Source organism: Ruegeria sp. AB6, assembly GCF_056542685.1.
Genome location: NZ_JBQGAD010000004.1, coordinates 23763 through 45968 on the forward strand (window position 1 = coordinate 23763; position 22206 = coordinate 45968).

Here is a 22206-nt window from a genome sequence, read left to right on the forward strand (position 1 = left end):
CTGGCTTCTCTGCAACTTCAATATTTCAAATCCTGTTCCAGCGAAACCATCCAGCCGCGCAATATTGCAGTCGACCGCAGCCCAATTTGCGATCTGGGTTTCCTTTTCTTAACGCTTGACACATGCTCTCGTAAAGAAGTAACTAGTTAGTGCATAAAATTCGCACCTGAGAGGGTGTGTAGCTTGCGCCGAGGGGGAGCGGCACGCGCGTGTCTTTGCTTCTGACTGCGGATCCAAACGGGAGGACGTAATGTCATTTATCAAAAAATACATCGAACAAGAGACGATCACGCGTCGTAATCTGTTGCTTGCATCGGCTTATGGCGTTGGTGGTGCTGCGATTTCCAGCATGTTGGGGGGCATGGCGCGTGCGGCTATTACCGACCCGACAGTTGCATGGTCCTATCGCAACCGCACCAACCCATACTGGAACGAGATCGTTTCGGGCGGCGAGGCGTTTGTCGAAAGCCTGGGCAAGCCCAAGGACTTCCTGACTCACCTGATCAACGAGGGCTCTTCTGAGAAATCCTTGGCGGACGTCAAGGCGTTGCTGTCCAAAACCAATGGTGAACTGGCATTGGCCATCGACACCAATGATGCGCCCAATGCGCGTCCGGTGGTGGAAAGCTGTGTCGAGGCAGGTGCTTATGTATCCACGCTGTGGAACAAGACCGACGACCTGCACCCCTGGGACTTCGGCGATAACTATGTCAGCCACATGAGCTGGTCCGATGAAGGCCCGGCCGAACAGACGGCGCGAATTCTTCTGGATGCAATGGGCGGTTCCGGTGGGGTTGTTCATCTGGGCGGTATCGCGTCAAACAACCCTGCGATCGAGCGTCTGGCTGGACTGAACAACGCGCTGAAAGACTACCCCAACGCAGAATTGCTGGCAGCCGAGCCTGCCGACTGGGATACTCAGAAAGCCAATCAGGTCATGAGCGCTTTCCTGACCCGCTATGGCGACGACATCAAAGGTGTGCACTGCGCCAACGACACCATTGCTTATGGCGTGCTGGAAGCGCTGCGTGCGGAAGGTATCGAGGATATGCCCATCGTATCTTATGACGGTAACCCGCAGGCGGTTGAACTGGTCGGCGAAGGCAAGATTCTGGCCACTGTCTTTACCAACCCGCATTGGGGTGGCGGCATCACGGCAGCGCTGGCCTATTATGCCGCAACCGGTCACTTCAAGCCGTCTGAAGAGCCCAACGAGCACCGCGAATTCTACGGCCCGACCATCATGGTCCGCCCAGAAGACGCACAGGCGTTCAAGGCTGAATATCTGGACAGCGTCCCGACTTATGACTGGAAGGATTTCTGGTCCACGTCGAACGGCCAGATTCAGTATAAATAAAGTGATGGCGGGCCGGACGTGATCCGGCCCGCTCACGCGGGTCTGCGGCGACAGCGACCCCCACCAATTCACTCAGTGGGAGAAAGCACGTGAGCAATGTGCTGACACGGGATGTTCTGATCAAATGGGCGCCCCTGATTGTCCTTTTGGTTCTGGTCCTGTTTTTCACAATGATGGAACCCCGTTTCTTTTCGCTGCGCAATTTCGCGCGGATCGGGATTTCGTCCGCACCGGCGTTGATGGTCGCAATCGGTGTGACCTTCATCATCATCATGGGCTCGATTGACCTGTCGATGGAGGGCACGGTGTCGGTTTGCGCTGTGGTGTTTGCCTTTGCCTTTATCGCCTTGGGCGGCACGTTGGCGTCGTGGGCGTGGCTGGCGATCCCGCTGGCGCTGTTGGTTGGTGGGGCCATAGGATTCGTGAACGGGCTGGTCCATGTCCTGCTGAAAATCCCGTCGTTCATGGCCTCACTTGCAATGGGTTTCGTTGGCACTGGGTTCGCGCTGCTGTTGACGGGCGGTGACCGTATCCGAGTCGAGGATGACCTGTTCCGGTCCCTGCTGACCGAGCGTTGGTTCGGGTTTCCTATCATGTGCTATGTCGCGCTGCTGTTCCTGCTGATCGCCTGGTTCATCCAGTCCCGCACCACGCTGGGTCGGAATTTCTACGCTGTCGGCGGAGGCGAGGAACTGGCCCATGCCTCGGGCCTGAACGTCAATCGCGTGCGGATCATGGGGTTTGCACTAGCCGGTATTTTCTATGCGGTTGGGGCCTTGTTGGCTGTGGGTCGGATCGGGATTGCGGAAACCGCGACCGGGTCGAACTTCATGTTTGTTTCGATAACTTCGGTCGTTGTCGGCGGCACCGCGCTGTGGGGCGGGATCGGGGGTGTGTGGAACACTCTGATCGGGGTCTTGATCGTCAACGTCATCAACAACGGCATGGTTGTGATCGGGTTGCCCGGCTACGTGCAGGACGGAGTTTTGGGCATTCTGGTGATCGCCGCGGTGGTACTGTCGACCGACCGTAAATCCGTAACCTTCGTGAAATAGGGGCCGGCAGATGTACGAACTGATCAATGTCGACAAGAAATTCCCAGGCGTCCACGCGCTGAAATCCGTGGATTTCAAGATCGGACGCGGTGAGATCGTGGGCCTCGTTGGTGAAAACGGCGCGGGCAAGTCCACGCTGATGAAGGTCATCTACGGCGCCTATCAGCCCGATGGCGGCGATATCACCATCGATGGCACCAAGGTTCGCTTTCAGAACCCGCGTCAGGCGATGGATCACGGCATCGGCATGGTGTTTCAGGAACAATCCCTGATCACCAACCTGACCGTGATGGAAAACATCTTTCTGGGGTTCGAGCAGCAATTCGTCAGCTATGGAGTGATCAACTGGAAAGCCATGGCCGAGGCCGCGCGCAAGCAACTGGCCAAGGTCAAGCTGGATATCGACCCGGCGACCACGACCTCGAAACTCTCCTTTGCACAGCGTCAGCTGGTCGAATTGGCCAAGGTTCTGACACTGGAAGAGCGGATCGACGGCGATCTGGTCATCCTGCTGGATGAACCGACCAGCGTACTGGCTAAAGAAGAGGTCGAGCTGCTGTTCAGCCTCGTGCGGGAACTCACCAAGCGGGCGTCCTTCATCTTTGTCAGCCACCGCATGGACGAGGTTCTGGACCTGTCAGACCGTATCTATGTGATGAAGGACGGCGAGGTTGTGGACGTTGTCGCCCATGATGACGCCGATGTGGATGCAATCCAGCACAAGATGGTGGGCCGCGACGTCGACAAGGAATATTACCGCGAACAAAAGCAAAAGCCCTATAAGGCCGAGGCGAAACCGTTGGTAGCCTTCAGCGATGTCTCTGTGGCCGGAAAATACTCCGATATTTCATTCGGCCTGCGCCCAGGAGAGGTTCTGTGCCTTGTCGGTACAGAGGGATCGGGGCGTGAGGCGATCCTGCGCACGATTTTTGGTCTGGAAACTCCGTCTTCAGGAACGGTCGTGCTCAAGGGGGAAACGGTTACCAAGTTTAACGCGCAGGCCGGGGTTGCCAATGGGGTCGGTTACATCCCTCGCGAACGCAAGGTCGAAGGCATCGTGGCCGGGATGAATGTGTATGAGAACATGACTCTCAGCCAGATGGGCAACTATGCCAATTCCGGCGTGCTTCGCATTGGTGAGGAGAAATCTCTGGCCAAGCAATGGATCGACCGTTTGGCGATAAAAACCCCCGATGTCTACAAGGATTGCGGCGGGCTGTCGGGCGGCAACCAGCAAAAGGTGGTGCTGGCCAAATGGCGCTCGGCGGGATCAGACATCATCCTGCTGGATCACCCGACGCGCGGTTTGGATATCGGCGCCAAGGAAGATGTCTATGACATGGTGCGTGAGATGTCGGATGACGGCGTCGGCATCATCTTGGTGGCAGATACGCTGGAAGAGGCCATCGGCCTCAGCCACAGCATAATCGTTCTCAAAGACGGTGTTGCCCAAAAACGTTTCGATTGCAGCCCAGGGGACAAGCCGTCGCTTTATGACCTTGTCCACCACATGATCTGAGGCCGGACCCATGAGCTTTGAACGCATCAAACCCCATCTGCCCTGGATCACGCTGCTGGCGCTTGTGCTGGTCGTGGGGGCTGCGGATGCTAATTTTCTGCGCCCGGCGAACCTGATTTCGATGATGGCCGACATTGTGCCGCTGTTCATCATGGCGCTTGGGATGACCTTCGCGATCTATATCGGCGGGATCGACCTGTCGGCACAGTCGGTGGCCAATATGACCACGGTTGTGGCGACAATTGCCCTGCCGACTTTTGGTATCGGCGCGGCGTTGATCTGTATTCTGGCCGGCATTGTTCTGGGCGCTGTCTCTGGTTTTGTGACGACTCGGCTATTTGTGCCGTCCTTTATCTCGACCCTGGCAGTGGGCGGCATCGCCTTTTCGGCCGCACAATACATGTCGGGTCAACGGGCCTTGTTCATGGATGCAGAGATGCGGGATTCGACCTTTGGCTGGATGACCGGCTCGGTCGCTGGTTTGCCCGCGGAATTGATCATTGCTGCAGTGCTGGTTCTGGGCGCGTGGTTCCTGCAGTCGCGCACCACCTTTGGGCGCGCGCTCAAGGCTGTCGGGGCAGGGGAACCGGCTGCTGTTGCCTCGGGGCTGAATGTTAACCGCATCAAGATCATGGCCTTTGCCCTGTCCGGTGGACTTGCGGCGATTGCAGGCTTGCTGTTCTCGGTCAAACTCTCCGGAGGCTCTCCCACTCTGGCGAACGGGTTCCTGCTGCCAGCAATCGTCGCGGTTCTGGTCGGTGGCACACCACTGACCGGAGGAGTAGGCGGGGTGATCAACACGCTGATCGGTACACTCATCGTGGCGGTAATTCGATCCTCGATGCTGTATTTCGAGGTGGACGCCACCCAGCAGCAGATGGTGTTTGGCCTGATCCTGATCACGGCTATCGCGCTGACCATCGACCGCACAAAGCTGAGGGTCGTGAAATGACCGGAACCATGAGAGCGGCCGTTTTGGTGAAACCCGGCCAGTTCGAAGTTCAGGATGTGCCCCGTCCTGTCCCAGGTCGCGACGAGGTTTTGATCCGCATCTCTCGGGTCGGGATCTGTGGCACGGACATGCACATATTCAACGGGCACTACGCGGCCGAGAACCTGCCCATGATTCCCGGTCACGAATTCACCGGAACGATTGCAGAGCTTGGCCAGGGTGTCACGGGGCTGACCATCGGCGCGCCTGTGGTGGTCGATATGAATATCGGTTGCGGTACCTGCTATTGGTGTCGCCGCAATGAGATCCTGAACTGCCCCAATATGCAACAAATGGGCATCACGATGGATGGGGCTTTTGCCGAATATATCTCGGTGCCCGCGCGCTTGGTGATCCCTGCGCCCGGTGATGTAAGCGCCGGGGTTCTTGCCCTGACTGAACCGCTGGCCTGTGTCGTGCGTTGCGCGCGCAAGGCGAACATCAGTTTCGGTCAATCGGTTGTCGTGCTGGGCGCGGGCCCTATCGGCAACTTGCATGTACAACTGCTTCGCACAATAGGAGCGGCACCGATCATCGTGGCCGATCTGTCCGAGGAGCGCGTCAAAATGGCGCTGGAGGCCGGTGCAGACGTGGGTGTCAGCGACCCCACAAAGCTGAAAGACACTGTTCTGCACCATACAGATGGACGCGGTGCGGATGTGGTGATCGAAAGCGTGGGACTGCCTGCGCTTTACCAACAAGCGACGCGCCTGATCCGCAAAGGCGGTCACATCGCGGCTTTCGGTATCACCGGGGCGGGTGAGACCTTACCTGTCGATATTCTTCAAACCATTCTACAAGAGAACTCGATCAAGGGTTCGGTCGCGGGCATGGGGCAGGATATGCACGACGCGTTGACGCTGTTGACCTATGGGCGGATCAAAACCTGTCACTTTACCGGCGCATCTTATCCACTGGATCAGATACAGGCCGCTTTTGACAGTTTTGTCGACCGTCCGCAGGACCTCAAGACGCAGATAGCATTAACAGACTAGCCGCAATGGGAGGAGCGCACATGACTGTAGAAGTTTACACATCCAAACCCGAAGGCATGATCCCAAACAGCCGGTTTCCCCTGCTGATCCATCGCGGCGCAATACCCGGTGGCGGCGTAGATGCGGTCAAGGCCAGGTTTCGCAGCAATGGCTGGGGGAACAATTGGGAATATCCAGGTGTCTATGAATACGCCCATTTCCACTCGACTTCGCATGAATGTCTGGGCTGCGCGATTGGCTGGATGGAGTTCAACCTGTCCGTCGAGGGCTGGACCCGGGTCAGGATCGAGGCGGGCGATGTCATCGTCATGCCCGCCGGAGTCAGCCACGAGATGGTGGGTCATTCCGACGATATCATGATGGTCGGCGGCTACGCCGGGGGTCGCGACTGGGACAACATTCAGGAAGCCTTCCTGACGCCCGAGATGTTTCAGGCCGCCGCCAAGCGGATCATGATGCTGCCTATCCCGGACAAGGACCCCGCAACCGGGGATATCCTGCACCAATGGCATGATGCGCCGTCCTCTGTGGATGGCGGGTGGAATGATTTCCGCGACGGGCTGGACGCCTCGGCCTGACGCGCGCTTATTTCGGAGACCAGATGATGGACCAAAACGCACAGATACTGACGCCACCCTCCGAGCCTCGTGAGTTCGGGTTCTTCATGGAGGGCCGCTGGGTACCTGCCGGAGACCGCGATCTGTTCGAGCGGTCTTCGCCCGGACATGGCGTGCCAGTTACACGTATTCCGCGTTGTACAGAGGACGATCTGAACACCATTGTCGCTTCGGCCCGCACGGCCTTCGACGACCGCCGGTGGTGTGGGTTGTCCGGGGCCGACCGCGCGGCGGTCTTGCTTAAAGCCGCTGAGTTGATCCGCCAGCGCACCGATGAAATTGCCTATTGGGAGACGCTGGAGAACGGCAAACCCATCAGCCAAGCGCGGGGCGAGGTCAGCGGTTGCGTTGGCATGTTCGAATTTGCAGCAGGTTTGGCGCGGGCTCTGCACGGTGACAGCTTTAACAACAGTGGCGACGGCGCCATGGGGATTGTCACACGCGAGCCCGTTGGCGTGGTTGGCCTGATCACGCCTTGGAACTTCCCTTTCCTGATCCTTTGCGAACGGGTGCCTTATATCCTCGCTTCGGGCTGCACGATCGTTGCCAAACCTTCCGAGGTGACCAGTGCCACGACCTTATTGCTCGCCGAGATCCTGTCGGAAGCGGGATTGCCGGATGGTGTGTTCAACGTGGTCACCGGATCAGGCAGCGTGATCGGCCAGAAGCTGGCGGAACACATGGATGTGGATATGCTGTCCTTTACCGGCTCGACCGCTGTTGGTCGATCGGTCGTTGCAGCGTCGGGGCAGAGCAATTTCAAAAAGCTAGGCTTGGAACTTGGGGGCAAGAACCCTCAGATCGTCTTTGCCGATGCCGACCTAGAAGACGCAGCCGATGGCGTAGCTTTCGGCATCGCATTCAACACGGGCCAGTGCTGTGTATCCGGCGCGCGCTTGCTCGTTGAACGCTCGGTTGCAGAAAAGTTTGCAGGCATGGTCGCGGACAAGCTGCGCAAGGTCCGCGTGGGCGATCCGTTGGACGAGCGCACCCAGGCGGGCGCGATCACGACAGACGCGCAGAACCGCAGCATCCTGTCCTACATCGCCAAGGGTCAGGAAGAGGGCGCGACCCTGCTGATCGGGGGCGGAACGCCCGAAATCGCGGGTGGGCAATATATCGACCCGGTCATCTTCACCAATGCGACCAACGACATGGCCATCGCGCGGGAAGAGATTTTTGGACCGGTTCTGGTCGTCATCCCTTTCGACACGATTGACGAAGCGATCTCGATTGCCAACGATACTGAATACGGTCTGGCGGCAAGTGTCTGGACCAAGAATATCGACAAGGCGCTGACGATTTCTCGCCGTGTTCAGGCGGGACGGTTCTGGGTCAACACAACCCTGGCTGGGGGACCCGAACTGCCGATTGGCGGATTCAAGGCATCTGGTTGGGGCCGCGAGGCCGGGATGCATGGCGTCGAGGAATATACGCAGATCAAGTCGATCCATGTCGAGATCGGCAAACGGTCACATTGGGTAGAGTAATGGCAATCGGATTTGACTATATCATCGTTGGTGGCGGATCAGCGGGCTGTGTTTTGGCCAATCGCCTGACCGAAGACGGCGCCGTCAAGGTGCTGCTGCTGGAGGCGGGCGGAAAGGACAAGCACCCGTTGATCCACATGCCTGTGGGCTTTGCCAAGATGACGGACGGGCCGCATACCTGGGGTTTTAACACCGTCCCGCAAGTCAACGCCAACAATCGCGAAATCCCCTATGCTCAGGGCCGGGTGATCGGTGGTGGAAGCTCGATCAATGCCGAGGTGTTCACGCGCGGCAACCCGGTCGATTATGACCGTTGGGCCAATGAGGAAGGGTGCGAGGGCTGGGCCTTCAAGGATATCCAGAAATACTTCATTCGCTCCGAACGCAATGCGATCCTGTCCGGAGACTGGCACGGGACCGAAGGGCTTTTGGGTGTGTCCAACATCCCAGACCCGCAAGAGATGACCCGCGCCTTTGTACGCTCGTGCCAAGAGGCGGGCATCCCTTATAACCCGGATTTCAACGGGGCGGTTCAGGAAGGTGCAGGCGTTTACCAGACGACCACTTGGAATGCGAAACGCTGCTCGGCTGCTGTAGGATATCTGAAACCTGCGATGTCGCGCGGGAACCTGACGGTCAAAACTGGGTGTCAGGTGCATCGGATTGTCATCGAAAATGGCCGGGCGACCGGTGTTGAATTCGATCAGGGCGGACAGGTTGAGACGGCATCGGCGGATCAGGAGGTGCTGATCACTTCGGGCGCTATTGGAACACCCAAGCTGATGATGTTGTCGGGTGTCGGCCCCGCCGCGCATCTGCGCGAGCACGGGATCGAGGTGAAACAAGACTTGCCCGGTGTGGGTGAGAACCTGAACGACCATTTCGGCATCGATATCGTGGCCGAACTGAACGGGCACTATAGTTTGGACAAATACAACAAGCCCCATTGGGCGGCCTGGGCTGGAATACAGTATTACCTGTTCGGCTCAGGGCCTGTTACTTCGAACGTGGTTGAAGGCGGGGCGTTCTGGTATGGAGACGACACGGCCACGGTGCCGGATCTGCAATTTCATTTCCTTGCGGGGGCCGGTGCCGAGGCCGGGGTTCCCAGTGTGCCCAAAGGCAGTTCGGGCATTACGCTGAATTCGTATACTGTCCGTCCCAAGGCGCGCGGCACCGTACGTCTACGTTCGAACAAGGTCGAGGATATGCCGCTGGTTGATCCCAATTTCCTGGGTCACCCGGATGATCTGAAAATCTCGGTCGAAGGAGTGAAGCACAGCGTCGAGATTTTTCGGCAGAAAAGCCTTCAAAACTACATCCGCAAAATTCACTTCCCCGGTGACAACGTGAAAACACAGGCCGAATACGAAGCCTATGCCCGCCAATATGGCCGTACCTCCTATCACCCAACATGTACTTGCAAAATGGGTGTGGATGAGATGGCGGTGGTCGATCCGCAAATGCGGGTGCGCGGGGTTGATGGGCTGCGAATCTGCGATAGCTCGGCGATGCCCAGCCTGATCGGATCAAACACCAACGCACCGACAATCATGATGGCCGAAAAAGCATCGGACATGATCCGGGGCAATCACTGAACTTGAAAGCGTTCCCCAAACTGGCGGTGCCGTATCCCGGCACCGCTTTTTTTCCTTAGTCCCACTCGGGGGCCCACGGCACTAGATCTTCGGTTACAATCCGGTATCCGGTTTGGGTCATCGCGTCGATCCGGTCCATGTCGATGCTGGACAGCGTGAAATCCATAACGTCGAAATTGGCCTGAATGTTGGCCCGTTTGGTGGACATGGTGTTGATCGACACCCCTTTTTGCAGAATCCAACGCAGCACGACCTGCCCCGCCGTTTTTCCATAGCCTGCGCCGATCTCGGCAAAAAGCGGATGCTTGAACACCTCGCCGCGCGCGACTGAGCAATAAGACGACAGCGGAATACCTGTCTCGGTGGCAGCGGCCAGCAGGACATCCTGATTCAGCAAAGGATGAAACTCGACCTGGTTCGAGACAATCGGCGCATCAATGATTTTTACCGCGTCACGCATCATCTGGGCGGTATAGTTCGATACACCAATATTCTTCGCCAACCCCTTTTCATAAGCTTGCGCCAGCAGTTGCAGCGAAGGTGCGATATCCCCTCCGATCGGCGGCCAGTGCAGCAACAGAACATCGACATAGTCCAGACGCAGTTTCTTGAGGCTTTCCTCGACCGAAGGCAAGAACTCTGCTGCGCCAAAATTGTCGGGGTGCACTTTAGTTGTCACGCAGATCTCTTCGCGGGGCAATCCCAGATCGGCCAGCGCGTCACCGGTTTCTTTTTCATTTCCATACATTTGTGCTGTATCGAAGGAACGATACCCAACCTCAGCCGCGATGCCCATTGCGTCGCGAAGCTCTTTCTCGGTCAGTGGAAAAGTGCCAAATGTACGTTGATTGGTATTCTGAAAGTATATGTTCACGATGATCCTCCCAAAGGACAAGTTTGCAAGTAACCTAATAGTTACTTGTATTCAGGTCAATTCCTTCGTTTTGGTAATTTCAGTTGCCTTTTGACGCCCGCCAAGGCATAAACTTATAACCAATTAGTTACTTTCGTGAGGATCGCATGACAAAGCAGATGACAGCGCGCGAAGCAGCCAATCTCGTACCAGATGGGGCGACTGTGGCGGTGAATTCGTCCAGCGGTCTGTGCTGTCCCGATGCGGTTCTGAAGGGTTTGGGCGAACGTTTCGATGAGGAAAACGCGCCGACAAACCTGACCACCATTCATCCCATCGCGGCCGGAGATTTCTTTGGCACCAAAGGGGTCGATCATATTGCCAAACCTGGTCTGCTGACGCGGATCATTGGTGGCTCGTATCCGTCAGGTCCCAGCAATGCTGAACCGCCCTTGATCTGGCAGATGATCACGGGCGAGCAGGTGCGGGCGTATAACGTGCCCTCAGGCATCATCTTCGACATGCTGCGCGAAGCGGCGGCCAAACGGCCCGGTGTTCTGACCAAAGTGGGAATGGACACCTTTGTCGATCCTCAGATTGAAGGCTGCGCCATGAATGCAGCGGCGCGGGCCGAGCCCATTGTCAAACGAATGAAGTTTGAGGGCGAAGATTGGCTGTATTTCAAATCCATGGCCCCCAACGTTGCCATTATCCGCGCGACCACAGCTGACGAAAAAGGCAACCTGAGCTTTGAGCATGAAGGAGCCTATCTAGGCGCGATGGAAATGGCACTGGCGGCTCGCAACAATGGCGGTGTGGTCATCGCGCAGGCAAAGCGGATCGCGGCGGCGGGCAGTATCCGTCCCCATGACGTACATGTGCCGGGTATTCTGGTGGACGCGATTGTCGAAGCGCCCGATCAGTTGCAGACCACTGCCACAGAATACGACCCCGCAATCTCGGGCGAATTGACCCGTCCCATCGAAAGCTTTCGCACGGCCGAGTTCAACATTGGCAAGGTCATTGCCCGCCGCGTCGCGAAAGAACTGAAAGACGGCTGGGCCGTCAATATCGGTTTCGGCATCTCAGCCAACGTTCCGCGCATTCTGGTCGAAGAGGGGCTGCATGGCTCGGTCACATGGATGATTGAGCAGGGCGCAGTGGGCGGTGTGCCGCTGTTGGATTTCAAATTTGGCTGTTCGGCCAATGCCGAGGCGTTCGTGCCGTCACCGCATCAGTTCTGTTACTTCCAGGCGGGTGGCTTTGATGCCTCGCTTCTGTCCTTCCTTGAGGTGGACAAACACGGCTCGGTCAATGTCTCGCGCCTGTCGGCCATCCCGCACCGCACGGCGGGGGCCGGAGGATTCGTTGATATCACGGCGCGGGCGCGCAAGATCGTGTTCTCGGGCAATTTCAATGCGGGCGCAAAAATGACGGTCGAGAATGGGCAGATCACCATCCTGAAAGAGGGGAAAGTGGCCAAGTTTGTGGACGAGGTTGACCAGATTTCCTTCTCGGGCCAGCGCGCGCAGATGCAGGGGCAGGACGTGACCTATGTGACCGAGCGCTGTGTGATCAAACTGACCGATGATGGGCTGATGATCACCGAAATTGCACCGGGCCTAGACTTGCAGCGGGATATTCTGGATCAGGCAGCAACTCCCTTGCTGGTCTCGGAGGATTTGAAAACCATGGATGCCGATCTGTTTGATCCGGCATTGATGGGATTGGAGTTGCAGTCGGCGTGATGGACCATTTCCTGCTCGATATCCAAAACGGCATAGCGCGGCTGACGATCAACCGCCCGGACCGGCTGAACGCGCTGACCGAAGCGATGATGGTTGATCTTTTGGCGTTGTGTCGTCAGATCGAAAGGGCAGAGGATGCACATGTTGTCATTCTGACCGGCGAAGGCAGGGCGTTTTGCGCAGGCGGAGACATTGATGCCTGGGCCGATCATACGCCCGATGGATTTGCGCGGCACTGGCTGCGCGACGGGCACCAGGCCTTGGACGCTTTGGCGCGGCTGCGGCAGCCGGTGATCGCTGTGCTGAACGGTCATGCGTTGGGGGGTGGGTTGGAACTGGCCGCTTGCGCCGATCTGCGCATCGCCGAGGCGCATATCCGAATTGGCCAACCCGAACCTGCCTTGGGCATCATTCCGGGCTGGTCCGGTACACAACGCACCGTGCGTCGTTTCGGAGCGCAAACCGTGCGCCGCATGGCACTGTTCGGAACTCAGTTCGACGCGGTCGAGGCCGAGCGTCTGGGGTTGGTGGATCAGGTCGTTGAACAAGGCCAAGGTCTGGCTGCCGCGACCGAACTGGCCGAAACGCTGCGCCATCGTGGGCCTATTGCGACCGAGTTGGTCAAAATGCTGATCAACGCCGCCGAGGGCGAAGAGCGTGAACGCGTTTTCGAAGTTTTGGCTGGCCGCGCTGCCGCTATGCAGCCCGAGCTTCAGACCGGGTTGACCGCCTTCAAGGCCCGCAAAAAAGCAGATTTCTGGAAGTAACATCCAAAGGACACAAGCATGATCCGCCACCTTGTCCACCTGCGCTTTGCTGACACCGTGTCAGAGGGTGAAAAACAAGCGCTCTACGATGATCTGGCCGCGCTTTCGGGCCATATCGACGGCATTCTGGATTTTCAGCACCGTAAGAATATCTCGGTCGAAACGCCCCTGGTGCGGGGGTTCAACGACATGTTCTGGTTTGATTTTCGGGACATTTCGGTGCGTGACGCTTACCTTGTGGACCCCACCCATCAAGAAATTGGCGGACGGATTGTGGCCAAACTGGAGGGCGGCGCGGACGGCGTCTTTGTCTGCGACATCGAGATGTAGCACCCGACAGCGCAGGTCAGTCCGCCGTGGCAGGGCCTGCGTGACGCTCAGCAACAGGCGCGAAAGCGGCTGACGATCGTGTTTAGAACCTCATCGGGGTCGTGTTTCCACCAGTTTTCGGCCGAGAAAATCTCGACCTCGCACAGCCCGTAATAGCCGGCAGATTCTACCGCATCACGCAGGGCACGCAGATCGGCGACGCCGTCTCCCATCATACCGCGATCGAGTAAGACGTCGGTCGTGTCGGCCAGCCAATCACACAGGTGATATCCCAATATGCGGCCTTGCGCTCGGCGGGCCAACGTGTCGGCCAGCGTAGTGTCCCACCAGACATGGTAAACGTCGATGGCAACGCCCACATTTTCTGCTCCAACAGCATCGCAAACATTCAGCGCATCCGCCGCTGTCATCAGACAGGTCCGGTTCCCGGCTGTCGCGGGGTTCAGGGGTTCCAGCGCTAGGTTAACGCCTCGGTCCGCTGCATAGGGCGCCGCCCGCGCCACCCGGTCGGCCAGGATTTTCTGACTGTCCAGAACACCTTTGGTTCCGGGCTCTGGTCCGCCAGTGACGATAGTCAGGACGTTCGTCCCAAGGCCTGCGGCCTGATCAATGGACAGGTAGAAATCATCCATAATCTGCTGGTCCGAGGGCAAGGCCAGCGGTCCGGTCAGAAATGGCGTCCGGCACAGACCGACCACTTGCATCCCTGCCGCGCGCACCCGGTCGCCGATTTCCACCTCGCGCCCACTCAACTCGCGCCGCCAGAAGGTGATGCCGCCATAGCCGCGCGCCGCGCAGGCGTCGATCACCTGCTCGGGCGACCATCCGGCACCATGGCCATCAAGATTGTGGCCTAACGTAGCCGTATTCAGCGCCAGCGCAGAATGATCGTCAGAGAAATCGCGCAAAAATCAGACCCCGTAGAGCTTCAGCATATGCCCCATGCGCGAAACCGCCAGATCAGGGTCGCGCAACAAGCCGCATTCATCTGCCATTTTGAAGCAATCGGTGAAATAGGGCAAAGACCGGGTCGCCTGCGCGCCGTTCAACATCACGAAATGATCCTGAAACCCGTTCAGCCATGCCAGAAACACCACGCCAGTTTTGTAGTATTGCGTGGGCGCGCGGAATATGTGCCGGGCAAGTGGAACGGTCGGGTCCAACGTCGCGCGGAAGGCCGCGGTATCACCTTCGCTCAGTTTGCTGACCGCATAGGCCGCCGCCGGGGCGAGGGGGTCGAATATCCCCAGCAGGGCGTGCGAAAAGCCTTGCTCATCACCCTCGATGAGTTCGGGGTAATTGAAATCGTCGCCGGTATACATCTTGACCCCGTCCGGCAGAAGGCGGCGCATGATGATCTCTTTTTCCGCGTCCAATAGCGAGATTTTAATACCGTCGACCTTGTCCGGATTGGCGCGGATCACGGTCAGCGCGGTGTCCAGCGCATCGTCAAAACCTGTGCCGCCCCAATATCCAGCAAGCTGAGGGTCAAACATCTCGCCCAACCAATGCAGGATGACCGGGTGATCGCAGGCCTCCAGCACGTCGGAGTAAACCGCGATATAGTCATCCGGCCCCGTCGCCACCTTGGCCAGCGCCCGAGACGCCATCAGGATAATGCGTCCGCCCAGTTTTTGGATTGCTTCGACCTGCTCCAGATAAGCGCGGCGGACATCGTCCAGCGATGTGGCCTCTGCCGGGTCCAGATGATCCGTCCCACAGCCATTGGCGACCAGGGCATCCGGCAGCTCTTCTTTCGTGCGCCGGATCAGCTCTAATGCTCCGGTCCAGTCCAGCCCCATGCCGCGTTGGGCGGTGTCCATCGCTTCGGCGATGCCCATACCCATCCCAGCCAAATAGTGGCGGAATTCCATGGTCTTGGCCCAATCCACCTGAGCGGGACCTGTAGGGTCGTGATCACCAAACGGGTCCGCCACGACATGGGCAGCGGAATACAGCACGCGGGCCGAATTGGGCGTCAGCTTCGACGGCGCAACAGGAGTGCCGACAAGGGCATAGTCATGCAGCGTTCCGGCCGTATCAGGCAGTTTGATCTTCATCAGTCGACCTCAGAAACGGGGGACCAGCATCCCGGCATCGGCCGAGATCACCTGTCCGGTGGTATAGGGAAGTTTGCCGCTGGCCAGCGAGGCGATGATATTGCCCATATCCTCGGGCTGACCGACACGCGGGAACAGGGCCAACCCATCTTTGGCGCGCTGTTCATAGCTGTCGATCACCGGGGCGGTCATCTCGGTCGCGATCAGTCCGGGCTGCACGTCGTAGACCGCGATATTCTCGGGACCCAGCCGCACGGCGAAGGTTTTCGACACCATAGCCGCCGCCGCTTTTGACGCGCAATATTCCGCGCGCGGCGCCGCGACTGCGGACGCGTTTGACGAGGTCACGTTGACAATTGAATGGAACGCGTTTGCATCGCGATCCCGCGCCAGCAGACGTTTGGCAAAGGCCTGAGACAGAAAGAACATTGCCTTGGTGTTGATTTCCATACAGCGGTCATAGCTTTCTTCGGACACCTCCAACAGATCTCCGCGCTGAAGAACGCCAACGCCGGCATTGTTGACCAAGGTCGTCAGAGGGCCCAGCTGGTATTCGATGGACGACAGTTGCGCTTCATGAGCGTCGATGGACGAGACATCGAACGCAGCCGCCACGGCCGGAACACCAAGGTCGCGAACCCTGTCCAGCGCGGCCTGCAACTCTGCGTCCGCTTCCGGGCCGTTCACAGCGATGGCAAACCCTTGTTTTGCCAAGGCTATGGCAGCCGCTAGACCAATCCCGCGGGACGATCCTGTTACTAATGCAACCTGTCTGCTCATGTAGCAGCCCCTTTTGCAAGCAGTTCCCGTGCGATGATCATACGTTGAATTTGGTTGGTGCCTTCATAAATCTGGGTGATCTTGGCGTCGCGGTAAAGCCGTTCAACCTCAAAACCGCGAATATACCCGGATCCACCAAAGACTTGCACCGCATCCGAGGACCGCTGCACAGCCATGTCACCGGCAAAGCATTTTGCCATAGAGCATGCCTTGGTTGCATCCTGACCTGCGTCGATTTTGTAAGCGGCAGAATGAACTAGCAAACGGGCGGCTTCGACGTCTTTGGCAATATCGGCCAACAACCACTGGACACCCTGAAAATCTGAGATCGGCTTGTTGAACTGTTTGCGCTGCTTCGCATAGTCCGTTGCGGCTTCTAGACCGGCCTGACCGATCCCCACTGCAAGAGCAGCGATGCCTACGCGGCCTTTGTCCAGAACGCTCATCATCATGTGGAACCCGCGCCCTTCTGTGCCCAGCAGCGCATCGGCGGACAGGCGCACATCGTCGAAGGAGAGCGGGCCAACCTGGCTGGCGCGCTGGCCCATCTTGATCTCTTTCGGGCCGCGCGTAACGCCATTAGCATGCAGGTCGACCATGAAAATCGACATGCCGCGATGCCCGGCCTCGGGGTCGGTTCGAGCCAGAACAAAACCCACATCCGCAACGGGCGCGTTGTGAATCCAGATTTTACCGCCATTCAACACCCAGCCGTCGCCATCACGTACCGCCGTAGTACGGATGCCAGACACGTCGGTGCCCGCTTCGGGTTCCGTGATGCAATAGGCAGGGCGCATTTTTGCGGCCAGCAATTCCCCCAACAATTTGCTTTGTTGCTCGGCCGTCCCGTGGCGCACCAGTAGGGTCGTCACCAGTTCAAGAAGGCCACATTGATCCGCGATTGAGGCGTAACCATGAGATAATTCCTCCATCACCAAGGCATAGGTCAAAGTGTCGAATCCGGCCCCCCCCAATTCTTCAGGTACGCCGATACCGAACAGGCCGAGTTCAGCCATTTGGTCATAGATTTCAGAGGGAAAACGAGAATCGCGATCTAGTTCTTCCGCGGCGGGGCGAATGACATCCTGTGCGAACTGGCGGGTCATATCGCGGACCTGGATATGTGTTTCGGTCAGAAACATGGTGGCGTCCCCAAATGTAACTAATCAGTTACTAATATGATGTCCTAGGTGCCCGCGTCAAGTGGCTTGATCGAGAGTGTGAATTGATATAAATAACCAAACAGTTACTTATAAGAAGGCAGATCGGACCGCCCCGGTTTGCGCAAGGGAGGTTTGCATGACACCAAATTCCAAGGCCAAATTCGGCCGCGTAGATCTTGAAGTATCCACCTTCGGCTTTGGCACTGCGCCGATTGGCAACATCTTTCGCGAGATTGACGAGCAAACCTCGGACGCGATGATTCAGCACGCGTGGGATGCTGGTGTTCGCTATTTCGACACGGCACCAATGTACGGCCACGGCCTGTCCGAATTGCGCACCGGTCAAAGCCTGCGCTGGAAGAATCGGGACGATTTCATCCTGTCCTCCAAGGTTGGGCGTGTTCTGAAACCGGCGCGCCGTCAGGATATCAACTTTGAACCTTGGACCAATGCTGCCCCCTTCACCATGCATTTCGACTACAGCTATGACGGTGTGATGCGCTCGTTCGAGGACAGTCTGCAACGCATGGGGCTGGAACGGATGGATATTTGCTTTATCCACGATATCGACGTGTTCACCCGTGGCGACGAACAGCCCGAAGTGTTCAAGCAGGCAATGGATGGGGCCTGGAAGGCACTGGAAAGCCTGCGCAATCAAGGCATTGTCAAGGCGATTGGCGTAGGCGTCAACGAATGGGAAGTCTGCCACGCCGCCTTGGAACAGCGCGACTTTGACTGCTTTCTGTTGGCCGGACGCTATACGCTACTGGAACAGGATGCTTTGAATAAATTCCTTCCCATGTGTGAAGAGCGCGGCGCCGCCGTTGTCGTGGGAGGGGGGTTCAACTCAGGCATTCTGGCGACCGGCGCCAAAGAAGGGGCCAAGTACAACTATGCGCCAGCCCCGGCAGACATAATGGAAAAGGTCCGTAAAATCGAAGCCGTCTGCGCCGAGTATGATGTTCCACTGCCGGCAGCCGCGCTGCAATTTGTCGTCGCCCACCCGGCGGTACCGACCTTCATGGCTGGAACACGGACGGTCGAGCAGTTGGATCAGAACCTCAACTGGTTCAGCCACGACATTCCGGCCGATTTCTGGTCCGATTTGAAAACCAAAGGGTTGCTGCGCGAGGACGCTCCGGTTCCCGCATGACTGGGCTCCTAAAGGCCGGCACCTACGGGTTTCATGACCTGGAAACCGGTGATCTTATACATACCGAAACGGCCGAGATATCGGCGGACCTGATCACGAGCTTTGCGAACCTGACCGGGGACCGTTACGCGCTGCACCTGGATGATGACGTCGCGCGCGCTCGGGGCTTCAGGTCTCGGGTGGCCCATGGACTTTTGGTGCTTTCGGTGGTCGATGGGCTGAAATTCCAGGCCGAAGCAAAACTGGGTGGTCTTGCTTCGTTGGGTTGGGATTGGCGTTTTGAAAACCCGGTATTTGCGGGCGACAGGATACGAGCTGTTCTGACGGTGACGGCAAAACGCATCACCGCGTCTGGCAAGCGCGGGATTATCGCGTTCCACTTCGATGTTCTGAACCAGGATGATCAGCGGGTTCAGCAGGGTACCAACGAATTGATCTTTGACTTATAGATGGGGAAGAGATGTCGGTTTCGATCTCGAAAAAGATGATCACGTGCAGCGCAGCGTCCACAGCCGTTCAGGCGGCCATAGGGCACGCTCAGCAAAATGGCTGGGCAGTTGCCGCAATCGTCGTTGATGCCAGCGGTCACATGCTGGCGGCGGGGCGGATGGACAACGCGCCTGCGGCTGTTGCTGGATTTGCATTGGACAAGGCCCGAACCGCGGTTCTTGGCAAATCCACCCAGGATTTCGCAAAACGCATGCTGTCCGGGCCAGAGCTCCAACTGGGAATGGTCAATCGCCCCAATATTTGCGCATGGGAGGGCGGGATACCGGTTCACGAGAATGGAGTTCTGATCGGCGCGATTGGCGTATCTGGCGCAGCAGGGCCAGAGGACGTGCAATGCGCCAAGGCCGGACTCGACGCGATCGGCCTCTGACCTCAAGCAATCAATGCCCGGCTTCTGGCGTTGCCAGCGCCGAGCGCGCACCGAAACGAAAGCCCGGCTTATGCAGCCGGGCTTTTGAGCTTTGAGCGGCTCAAAGCCCCCATTTCTCGCGGTTCTGGTCGAAGAACCCTTGGGCTTTTTTGACTTCGATCCAGTTGTTCACATAGTTGATCCAGACCTGATCGCCCTGCGGCAGGATCATCGCAATCGGCGAGGGTGACCGTGGGCCCGCATTCTTGACTCGCACAACTGGGAATTTTTCTTCCAGCGTTGAGCCTTCGATATTCGAGGTGATGAACACGTCGGCACGCCCGGCGATCACCTCCTGAAAGCCGCGGGCCGGGGCCTCGACCACTTTGATCTCGGCATTCGGGAACCATTCGCGCACACGTTTTTCAAAGGTGGTGCCCAAAGTGGTGGCGACCTTGACGCCCGGCTGGTTGATCGAGTCATACCCGTCGAACTTGTCAGCCTTGTCCTTGGTTGTGTAGGGGAACAGTTCGACCGAGATATAGCTGTCCGAGAACCCCGCGACCTTCATGCGCGGCGGTGAGATCGAGGCCGAGCCCGTCAGGTGGTACTTGCCTGCCACGACGCCATTGACCAGTGTTTTCCAGTCGGTCGGCACATACTCGACCTCAACCCCCAGATCGGCGGCCAGTTCGTTCATGATGTCGATGTCATAGCCCTTGTAGCTATTGGTCGCCGGATCGCGCAGCGACATAGGGTTCCAATCCCCCGTCGTACCCACCTTCAGCACGCCGGAATCCAGCACCTCGTTCAGGGCCGACTGCGCGTGGGCTGCACCCGTCACGACCAGACTAAGCGCCGCAATGGCGGCGGCTTTGCATATACTCTTCATGGACTTCTCCTGTTGGTGGTGTTTCGACTTCGTGGCCGCTTTCGTGGTTGATTTAAGCGCAAAGCCAAAGATAACCTCAAGAAAATATTCTAATATCAACAAAAAGGGGCAGGTCGGCCAATGTCAGAAGCCGCCATAGAACTTGCGGGCGTGAACAAATGGTTCGGCGACTTTCATGTTCTGAAAGACATCAACCTGACCGTGAATGCCGGGGAAAAGGTCGTCATTTGCGGCCCTTCCGGGTCGGGCAAGTCCACGGTTGTCAGATGTATCAACCAGTTGGAAAAGCACCAGAAAGGCGCGATCCGGGTGGATGGGGTCGAGCTGACCGACGATCCCAAATCCGTCGCCACGATCCGGTCCGAGGTTGGCATGGTGTTTCAGCAATTCAATCTGTTTCCGCATCTGACCGTGCTTGAAAACCTGACCCTCGGCCCGATCAAGGCGCGAGGCCTGTCCCGCAAGGAAGCCGAGGAAAAAGCCCGCCACTATCTGGACCGCGTCCATATCCCCGATCAGGCCGACAAGCGCCCCATTCAGCTTTCGGGTGGCCAGCAACAGCGCGTCGCAATTGCCCGCTCTCTGTGCATGGAGCCGCGCGTATTGTTGTTCGACGAACCGACTTCGGCCCTGGACCCCGAGATGATTTCCGAAGTGTTGGACGTCATGGTCGAACTGGCGCAAGAGGGGATGACCATGGTTGTCGTCACGCACGAGATGGGTTTTGCCCGCAAAGTGGCCGACAAGATGATCTTCATGGATGCCGGTGAGATTGTCGAGGAAGGGCACCCCGAACATTTCTTCACCAACCCGCAATCCGAGCGCTGCCGCAAATTCCTGTCGCAGATTCTACAGCACTGAGAGAGGCCGATGAAAAAACTTCTGCTGATCGTGCCCTTGCTGTTGCTGGCGGGCTGTTCTTCGTCCCAGACTTGGGGCTGGTATGTGATCGACCCGACCACGCAATCGGGCTGGACGAATGTGAAATTCCTAATCTCGGGCATGTGGGCGACGATCCAGATCTCGCTGATCGCCGCCGTGCTGTCGATCGTACTCGGCCTGATGGTCGCGCTGCCCGGCCTGTCAGAGAAACGCGGCTGGCGCTGGGTCAACCGGATCTATGTCGAATTCGTTCGCGCGATTCCTCTGCTGCCGATGCTGTTCTGGGTGTTTTACGGCCTGCCCATCGTGTTCCAGTCCATGGGGTTGAACATCCCAATCGATCCTTTCTGGGGCGCGATCATCACGCTGGCGATTTCCGACAGCGCCTTTACGGCCGAGATTTACCGCGCGGGCATTCAATCCATCGCGCGCGGCCAACGCGAGGCGGCGCAGACCATCGGGCTGAACTATGTGCAGACCATGCGCTATGTGATCCTGCCGCAGGCGATCCGGCGCATTCTGCCGCCGCTGGCCAACCAGTTCATCTACATCGTCAAGATGAGCGCCTTTGCCAGCGTCATCGGGATGCAGGAACTGACCCGCCGCGCGAATGAGTTGGTGGTGACGGAATACCGCCCGCTGGAGATCTATACGCTGCTGATTTTCGAATACCTGATCCTGGTTCTGATCATCAGCGCGGGCGTACGCTGGCTGGAACGCCGCATGGGCGCGGATGAGCGCGGATAAGGAGAAACAGTCATGGACTGGAAAGACTTCATGGCCGAGACCGAGGCCAATATCGGCACCCTGTCAAAAGAAATCCCCGACACCGTGCGCGGCTTCGGTATCATGGGCAAGGCGGCGAAAACCGACGGCGTCCTCAGCGAAAAGACGAAGGAATTCATTGCTCTGGGGATTGCCATCGCCACTCGCTGCGACAGTTGCATCGGGTTCCACGTCAAGTCCCTGGTCCGTCTGGGGGTCACGCGCGACGAACTGTGCGAGGCCCTGTCCATGGCCACCTATATGGGCGGCGGCCCATCCTTTGCCTACAGTGCCAAAGCACTGAAAGCCTTTGACGAATTTTCGGAGTAACC

23 protein-coding genes are annotated in these 22206 nt (G+C 57.9%); 17 read left to right on the top strand and 6 right to left on the bottom strand.

Going from position 1 to position 22206, the window contains the following annotated elements; all coding sequences use genetic code 11:
- Nucleotides 1-250 precede the first annotated feature (250 nt).
- The 8 genes from ACR0DB_RS10075 (at nt 251) to ACR0DB_RS10110 (ending at nt 9622) form a co-directional block, all read left to right on the top strand.
- Nucleotides 251-1357, top strand: a complete 1107-nt coding sequence (locus tag ACR0DB_RS10075; RefSeq protein ID WP_170783544.1) for a sugar ABC transporter substrate-binding protein — start codon at nt 251-253, stop codon at nt 1355-1357.
- A gap of 89 nt (nt 1358-1446) precedes the next feature.
- Nucleotides 1447-2412 carry an ABC transporter permease gene (locus ACR0DB_RS10080; protein ID WP_170772218.1) on the top strand — a complete coding sequence of 322 codons (966 nt, stop codon included), beginning with the start codon at nt 1447-1449 and terminating at the stop codon, nt 2410-2412.
- A gap of 10 nt (nt 2413-2422) precedes the next feature.
- The gene (locus ACR0DB_RS10085; protein ID WP_480550556.1) at nt 2423-3931 is read left to right on the top strand and encodes a sugar ABC transporter ATP-binding protein; all 1509 of its coding nucleotides are present in this window, start codon (nt 2423-2425) and stop codon (nt 3929-3931) included.
- 10 nt (nt 3932-3941) lie between these two features.
- Nucleotides 3942-4883 (top strand): ABC transporter permease, encoded by a 942-nt coding sequence (locus tag ACR0DB_RS10090; RefSeq protein ID WP_170772214.1) that lies wholly within the window; start codon nt 3942-3944, stop codon nt 4881-4883.
- Nucleotides 4880-5917, top strand: coding sequence for a zinc-dependent alcohol dehydrogenase (locus ACR0DB_RS10095; protein ID WP_480550558.1), 1038 nt, complete (start codon nt 4880-4882; stop codon nt 5915-5917). Before ACR0DB_RS10090 ends, ACR0DB_RS10095 begins: the two co-directional genes overlap by 4 nt.
- Nucleotides 5918-5937: 20 nt before the next feature.
- A complete protein-coding gene (locus ACR0DB_RS10100; RefSeq protein WP_170772211.1) occupies nt 5938-6495 on the top strand; it encodes a hypothetical protein in 558 nt (185 codons plus the stop codon).
- 23 nt (nt 6496-6518) lie between these two features.
- On the top strand, nt 6519-8024 hold the full coding sequence (locus ACR0DB_RS10105; RefSeq protein ID WP_480550560.1) for an aldehyde dehydrogenase family protein: 1506 nt from the start codon (nt 6519-6521) through the stop codon (nt 8022-8024).
- Nucleotides 8024-9622, top strand: a complete 1599-nt coding sequence (locus ACR0DB_RS10110; protein ID WP_480550562.1) for a GMC family oxidoreductase — start codon at nt 8024-8026, stop codon at nt 9620-9622. The genes ACR0DB_RS10105 and ACR0DB_RS10110 overlap by 1 nt, the downstream gene beginning before the upstream one ends.
- 55 nt (nt 9623-9677) lie before the next feature.
- Here the strand turns inward: ACR0DB_RS10110 and ACR0DB_RS10115 are convergent, their stop codons facing one another.
- Nucleotides 9678-10496, bottom strand: coding sequence for an aldo/keto reductase (locus tag ACR0DB_RS10115; protein ID WP_480550563.1), 819 nt, complete (start codon nt 10494-10496; stop codon nt 9678-9680).
- A 146-nt stretch (nt 10497-10642) separates the two neighbouring features.
- Here ACR0DB_RS10115 and ACR0DB_RS10120 point away from each other — a divergent pair, with 146 nt between their 5' ends.
- The 3 genes from ACR0DB_RS10120 to ACR0DB_RS10130 are packed head-to-tail and all read left to right on the top strand — an operon-like array spanning nt 10643 to nt 13320.
- Entirely contained in the window at nt 10643-12223 is a 1581-nt protein-coding gene (locus tag ACR0DB_RS10120; protein ID WP_480550565.1) for an acyl CoA:acetate/3-ketoacid CoA transferase, read from the top strand.
- On the top strand, nt 12223-12990 hold the full coding sequence (locus tag ACR0DB_RS10125; RefSeq protein WP_480550567.1) for an enoyl-CoA hydratase/isomerase family protein: 768 nt from the start codon (nt 12223-12225) through the stop codon (nt 12988-12990). The genes ACR0DB_RS10120 and ACR0DB_RS10125 overlap by 1 nt, the downstream gene beginning before the upstream one ends.
- 18 nt (nt 12991-13008) lie before the next feature.
- Complete coding sequence (locus ACR0DB_RS10130) at nt 13009-13320, top strand: Dabb family protein (protein WP_170789147.1); 312 nt, start codon at nt 13009-13011, stop codon at nt 13318-13320.
- A gap of 47 nt (nt 13321-13367) precedes the next feature.
- Here the strand turns inward: ACR0DB_RS10130 and ACR0DB_RS10135 are convergent, their stop codons facing one another.
- Genes ACR0DB_RS10135 through ACR0DB_RS10150 form a run of 4 tightly spaced genes read right to left on the bottom strand, consistent with a single transcriptional unit; the run spans nt 13368 to nt 17302 of the window.
- Entirely contained in the window at nt 13368-14228 is an 861-nt protein-coding gene (locus tag ACR0DB_RS10135; protein ID WP_480550569.1) for a sugar phosphate isomerase/epimerase family protein, read from the bottom strand.
- 3 nt (nt 14229-14231) lie between these two features.
- Nucleotides 14232-15380, bottom strand: coding sequence for a dihydrodipicolinate synthase family protein (locus ACR0DB_RS10140; RefSeq protein ID WP_480550571.1), 1149 nt, complete (start codon nt 15378-15380; stop codon nt 14232-14234).
- Between the two features lie 9 nt (nt 15381-15389).
- Entirely contained in the window at nt 15390-16160 is a 771-nt protein-coding gene (locus ACR0DB_RS10145; RefSeq protein ID WP_480550573.1) for a 3-ketoacyl-ACP reductase, read from the bottom strand.
- Nucleotides 16157-17302: an acyl-CoA dehydrogenase family protein gene (locus ACR0DB_RS10150; RefSeq protein ID WP_480550575.1), complete on the bottom strand. Its 1146-nt coding sequence runs from the start codon at nt 17300-17302 to the stop codon at nt 16157-16159. Before ACR0DB_RS10150 ends, ACR0DB_RS10145 begins: the two co-directional genes overlap by 4 nt.
- A gap of 157 nt (nt 17303-17459) precedes the next feature.
- On the opposite strand from ACR0DB_RS10150, the gene ACR0DB_RS10155 reads away from it, so the two are divergent.
- Genes ACR0DB_RS10155 through ACR0DB_RS10165 form a run of 3 tightly spaced genes read left to right on the top strand, consistent with a single transcriptional unit; the run spans nt 17460 to nt 19356 of the window.
- Nucleotides 17460-18476 carry an aldo/keto reductase gene (locus ACR0DB_RS10155; RefSeq protein WP_480550577.1) on the top strand — a complete coding sequence of 339 codons (1017 nt, stop codon included), beginning with the start codon at nt 17460-17462 and terminating at the stop codon, nt 18474-18476.
- Nucleotides 18473-18925: a MaoC family dehydratase gene (locus ACR0DB_RS10160; protein WP_170772187.1), complete on the top strand. Its 453-nt coding sequence runs from the start codon at nt 18473-18475 to the stop codon at nt 18923-18925. The genes ACR0DB_RS10155 and ACR0DB_RS10160 overlap by 4 nt, the downstream gene beginning before the upstream one ends.
- Before the next feature lie 11 nt (nt 18926-18936).
- On the top strand, nt 18937-19356 hold the full coding sequence (locus ACR0DB_RS10165; RefSeq protein ID WP_480550578.1) for a GlcG/HbpS family heme-binding protein: 420 nt from the start codon (nt 18937-18939) through the stop codon (nt 19354-19356).
- A 100-nt stretch (nt 19357-19456) separates the two neighbouring features.
- On the opposite strand, the gene ACR0DB_RS10170 is transcribed toward ACR0DB_RS10165, so the two are convergent.
- A complete protein-coding gene (locus ACR0DB_RS10170) occupies nt 19457-20227 on the bottom strand; it encodes a transporter substrate-binding domain-containing protein (RefSeq protein ID WP_170772183.1) in 771 nt (256 codons plus the stop codon).
- Between the two features lie 120 nt (nt 20228-20347).
- Here ACR0DB_RS10170 and ACR0DB_RS10175 point away from each other — a divergent pair, with 120 nt between their 5' ends.
- From ACR0DB_RS10175 to ACR0DB_RS10185, 3 genes are read left to right on the top strand one after another with little or no spacing between them, the layout of a single operon-like run.
- Nucleotides 20348-21088: an amino acid ABC transporter ATP-binding protein gene (locus ACR0DB_RS10175; protein ID WP_170772181.1), complete on the top strand. Its 741-nt coding sequence runs from the start codon at nt 20348-20350 to the stop codon at nt 21086-21088.
- 9 nt (nt 21089-21097) lie between these two features.
- A complete protein-coding gene (locus ACR0DB_RS10180; protein ID WP_170772179.1) occupies nt 21098-21856 on the top strand; it encodes an amino acid ABC transporter permease in 759 nt (252 codons plus the stop codon).
- Between the two features lie 12 nt (nt 21857-21868).
- Nucleotides 21869-22204: a carboxymuconolactone decarboxylase family protein gene (locus ACR0DB_RS10185; protein ID WP_170772177.1), complete on the top strand. Its 336-nt coding sequence runs from the start codon at nt 21869-21871 to the stop codon at nt 22202-22204.
- Nucleotides 22205-22206: the final 2 nt, after the last annotated feature.

What these genes read in the sequence shown, in the direction of transcription:
- ACR0DB_RS10095 (WP_480550558.1), top strand. Translation starts at nt 4,880, where the DNA reads ATGACCGGAACCATGAGAGCGGCCGTTTTGGTGAAACCCGGCCAGTTC.
- ACR0DB_RS10140 (WP_480550571.1), bottom strand. Translation starts at nt 15,380, where the DNA reads ATGAAGATCAAACTGCCTGATACGGCCGGAACGCTGCATGACTATGCC.
- ACR0DB_RS10100 (WP_170772211.1), top strand. Translation starts at nt 5,938, where the DNA reads ATGACTGTAGAAGTTTACACATCCAAACCCGAAGGCATGATCCCAAAC.
- ACR0DB_RS10155 (WP_480550577.1), top strand. Translation starts at nt 17,460, where the DNA reads ATGACACCAAATTCCAAGGCCAAATTCGGCCGCGTAGATCTTGAAGTA.
- ACR0DB_RS10150 (WP_480550575.1), bottom strand. Translation starts at nt 17,302, where the DNA reads ATGTTTCTGACCGAAACACATATCCAGGTCCGCGATATGACCCGCCAG.
- ACR0DB_RS10075 (WP_170783544.1), top strand. Translation starts at nt 251, where the DNA reads ATGTCATTTATCAAAAAATACATCGAACAAGAGACGATCACGCGTCGT.
- ACR0DB_RS10105 (WP_480550560.1), top strand. Translation starts at nt 6,519, where the DNA reads ATGATGGACCAAAACGCACAGATACTGACGCCACCCTCCGAGCCTCGT.
- ACR0DB_RS10090 (WP_170772214.1), top strand. Translation starts at nt 3,942, where the DNA reads ATGAGCTTTGAACGCATCAAACCCCATCTGCCCTGGATCACGCTGCTG.
- ACR0DB_RS10165 (WP_480550578.1), top strand. Translation starts at nt 18,937, where the DNA reads ATGTCGGTTTCGATCTCGAAAAAGATGATCACGTGCAGCGCAGCGTCC.
- ACR0DB_RS10125 (WP_480550567.1), top strand. Translation starts at nt 12,223, where the DNA reads ATGGACCATTTCCTGCTCGATATCCAAAACGGCATAGCGCGGCTGACG.
- ACR0DB_RS10145 (WP_480550573.1), bottom strand. Translation starts at nt 16,160, where the DNA reads ATGAGCAGACAGGTTGCATTAGTAACAGGATCGTCCCGCGGGATTGGT.
- ACR0DB_RS10160 (WP_170772187.1), top strand. Translation starts at nt 18,473, where the DNA reads ATGACTGGGCTCCTAAAGGCCGGCACCTACGGGTTTCATGACCTGGAA.
- ACR0DB_RS10175 (WP_170772181.1), top strand. Translation starts at nt 20,348, where the DNA reads ATGTCAGAAGCCGCCATAGAACTTGCGGGCGTGAACAAATGGTTCGGC.
- ACR0DB_RS10110 (WP_480550562.1), top strand. Translation starts at nt 8,024, where the DNA reads ATGGCAATCGGATTTGACTATATCATCGTTGGTGGCGGATCAGCGGGC.
- ACR0DB_RS10185 (WP_170772177.1), top strand. Translation starts at nt 21,869, where the DNA reads ATGGACTGGAAAGACTTCATGGCCGAGACCGAGGCCAATATCGGCACC.
- ACR0DB_RS10120 (WP_480550565.1), top strand. Translation starts at nt 10,643, where the DNA reads ATGACAAAGCAGATGACAGCGCGCGAAGCAGCCAATCTCGTACCAGAT.
- ACR0DB_RS10085 (WP_480550556.1), top strand. Translation starts at nt 2,423, where the DNA reads ATGTACGAACTGATCAATGTCGACAAGAAATTCCCAGGCGTCCACGCG.
- ACR0DB_RS10170 (WP_170772183.1), bottom strand. Translation starts at nt 20,227, where the DNA reads ATGAAGAGTATATGCAAAGCCGCCGCCATTGCGGCGCTTAGTCTGGTC.
- ACR0DB_RS10180 (WP_170772179.1), top strand. Translation starts at nt 21,098, where the DNA reads ATGAAAAAACTTCTGCTGATCGTGCCCTTGCTGTTGCTGGCGGGCTGT.
- ACR0DB_RS10130 (WP_170789147.1), top strand. Translation starts at nt 13,009, where the DNA reads ATGATCCGCCACCTTGTCCACCTGCGCTTTGCTGACACCGTGTCAGAG.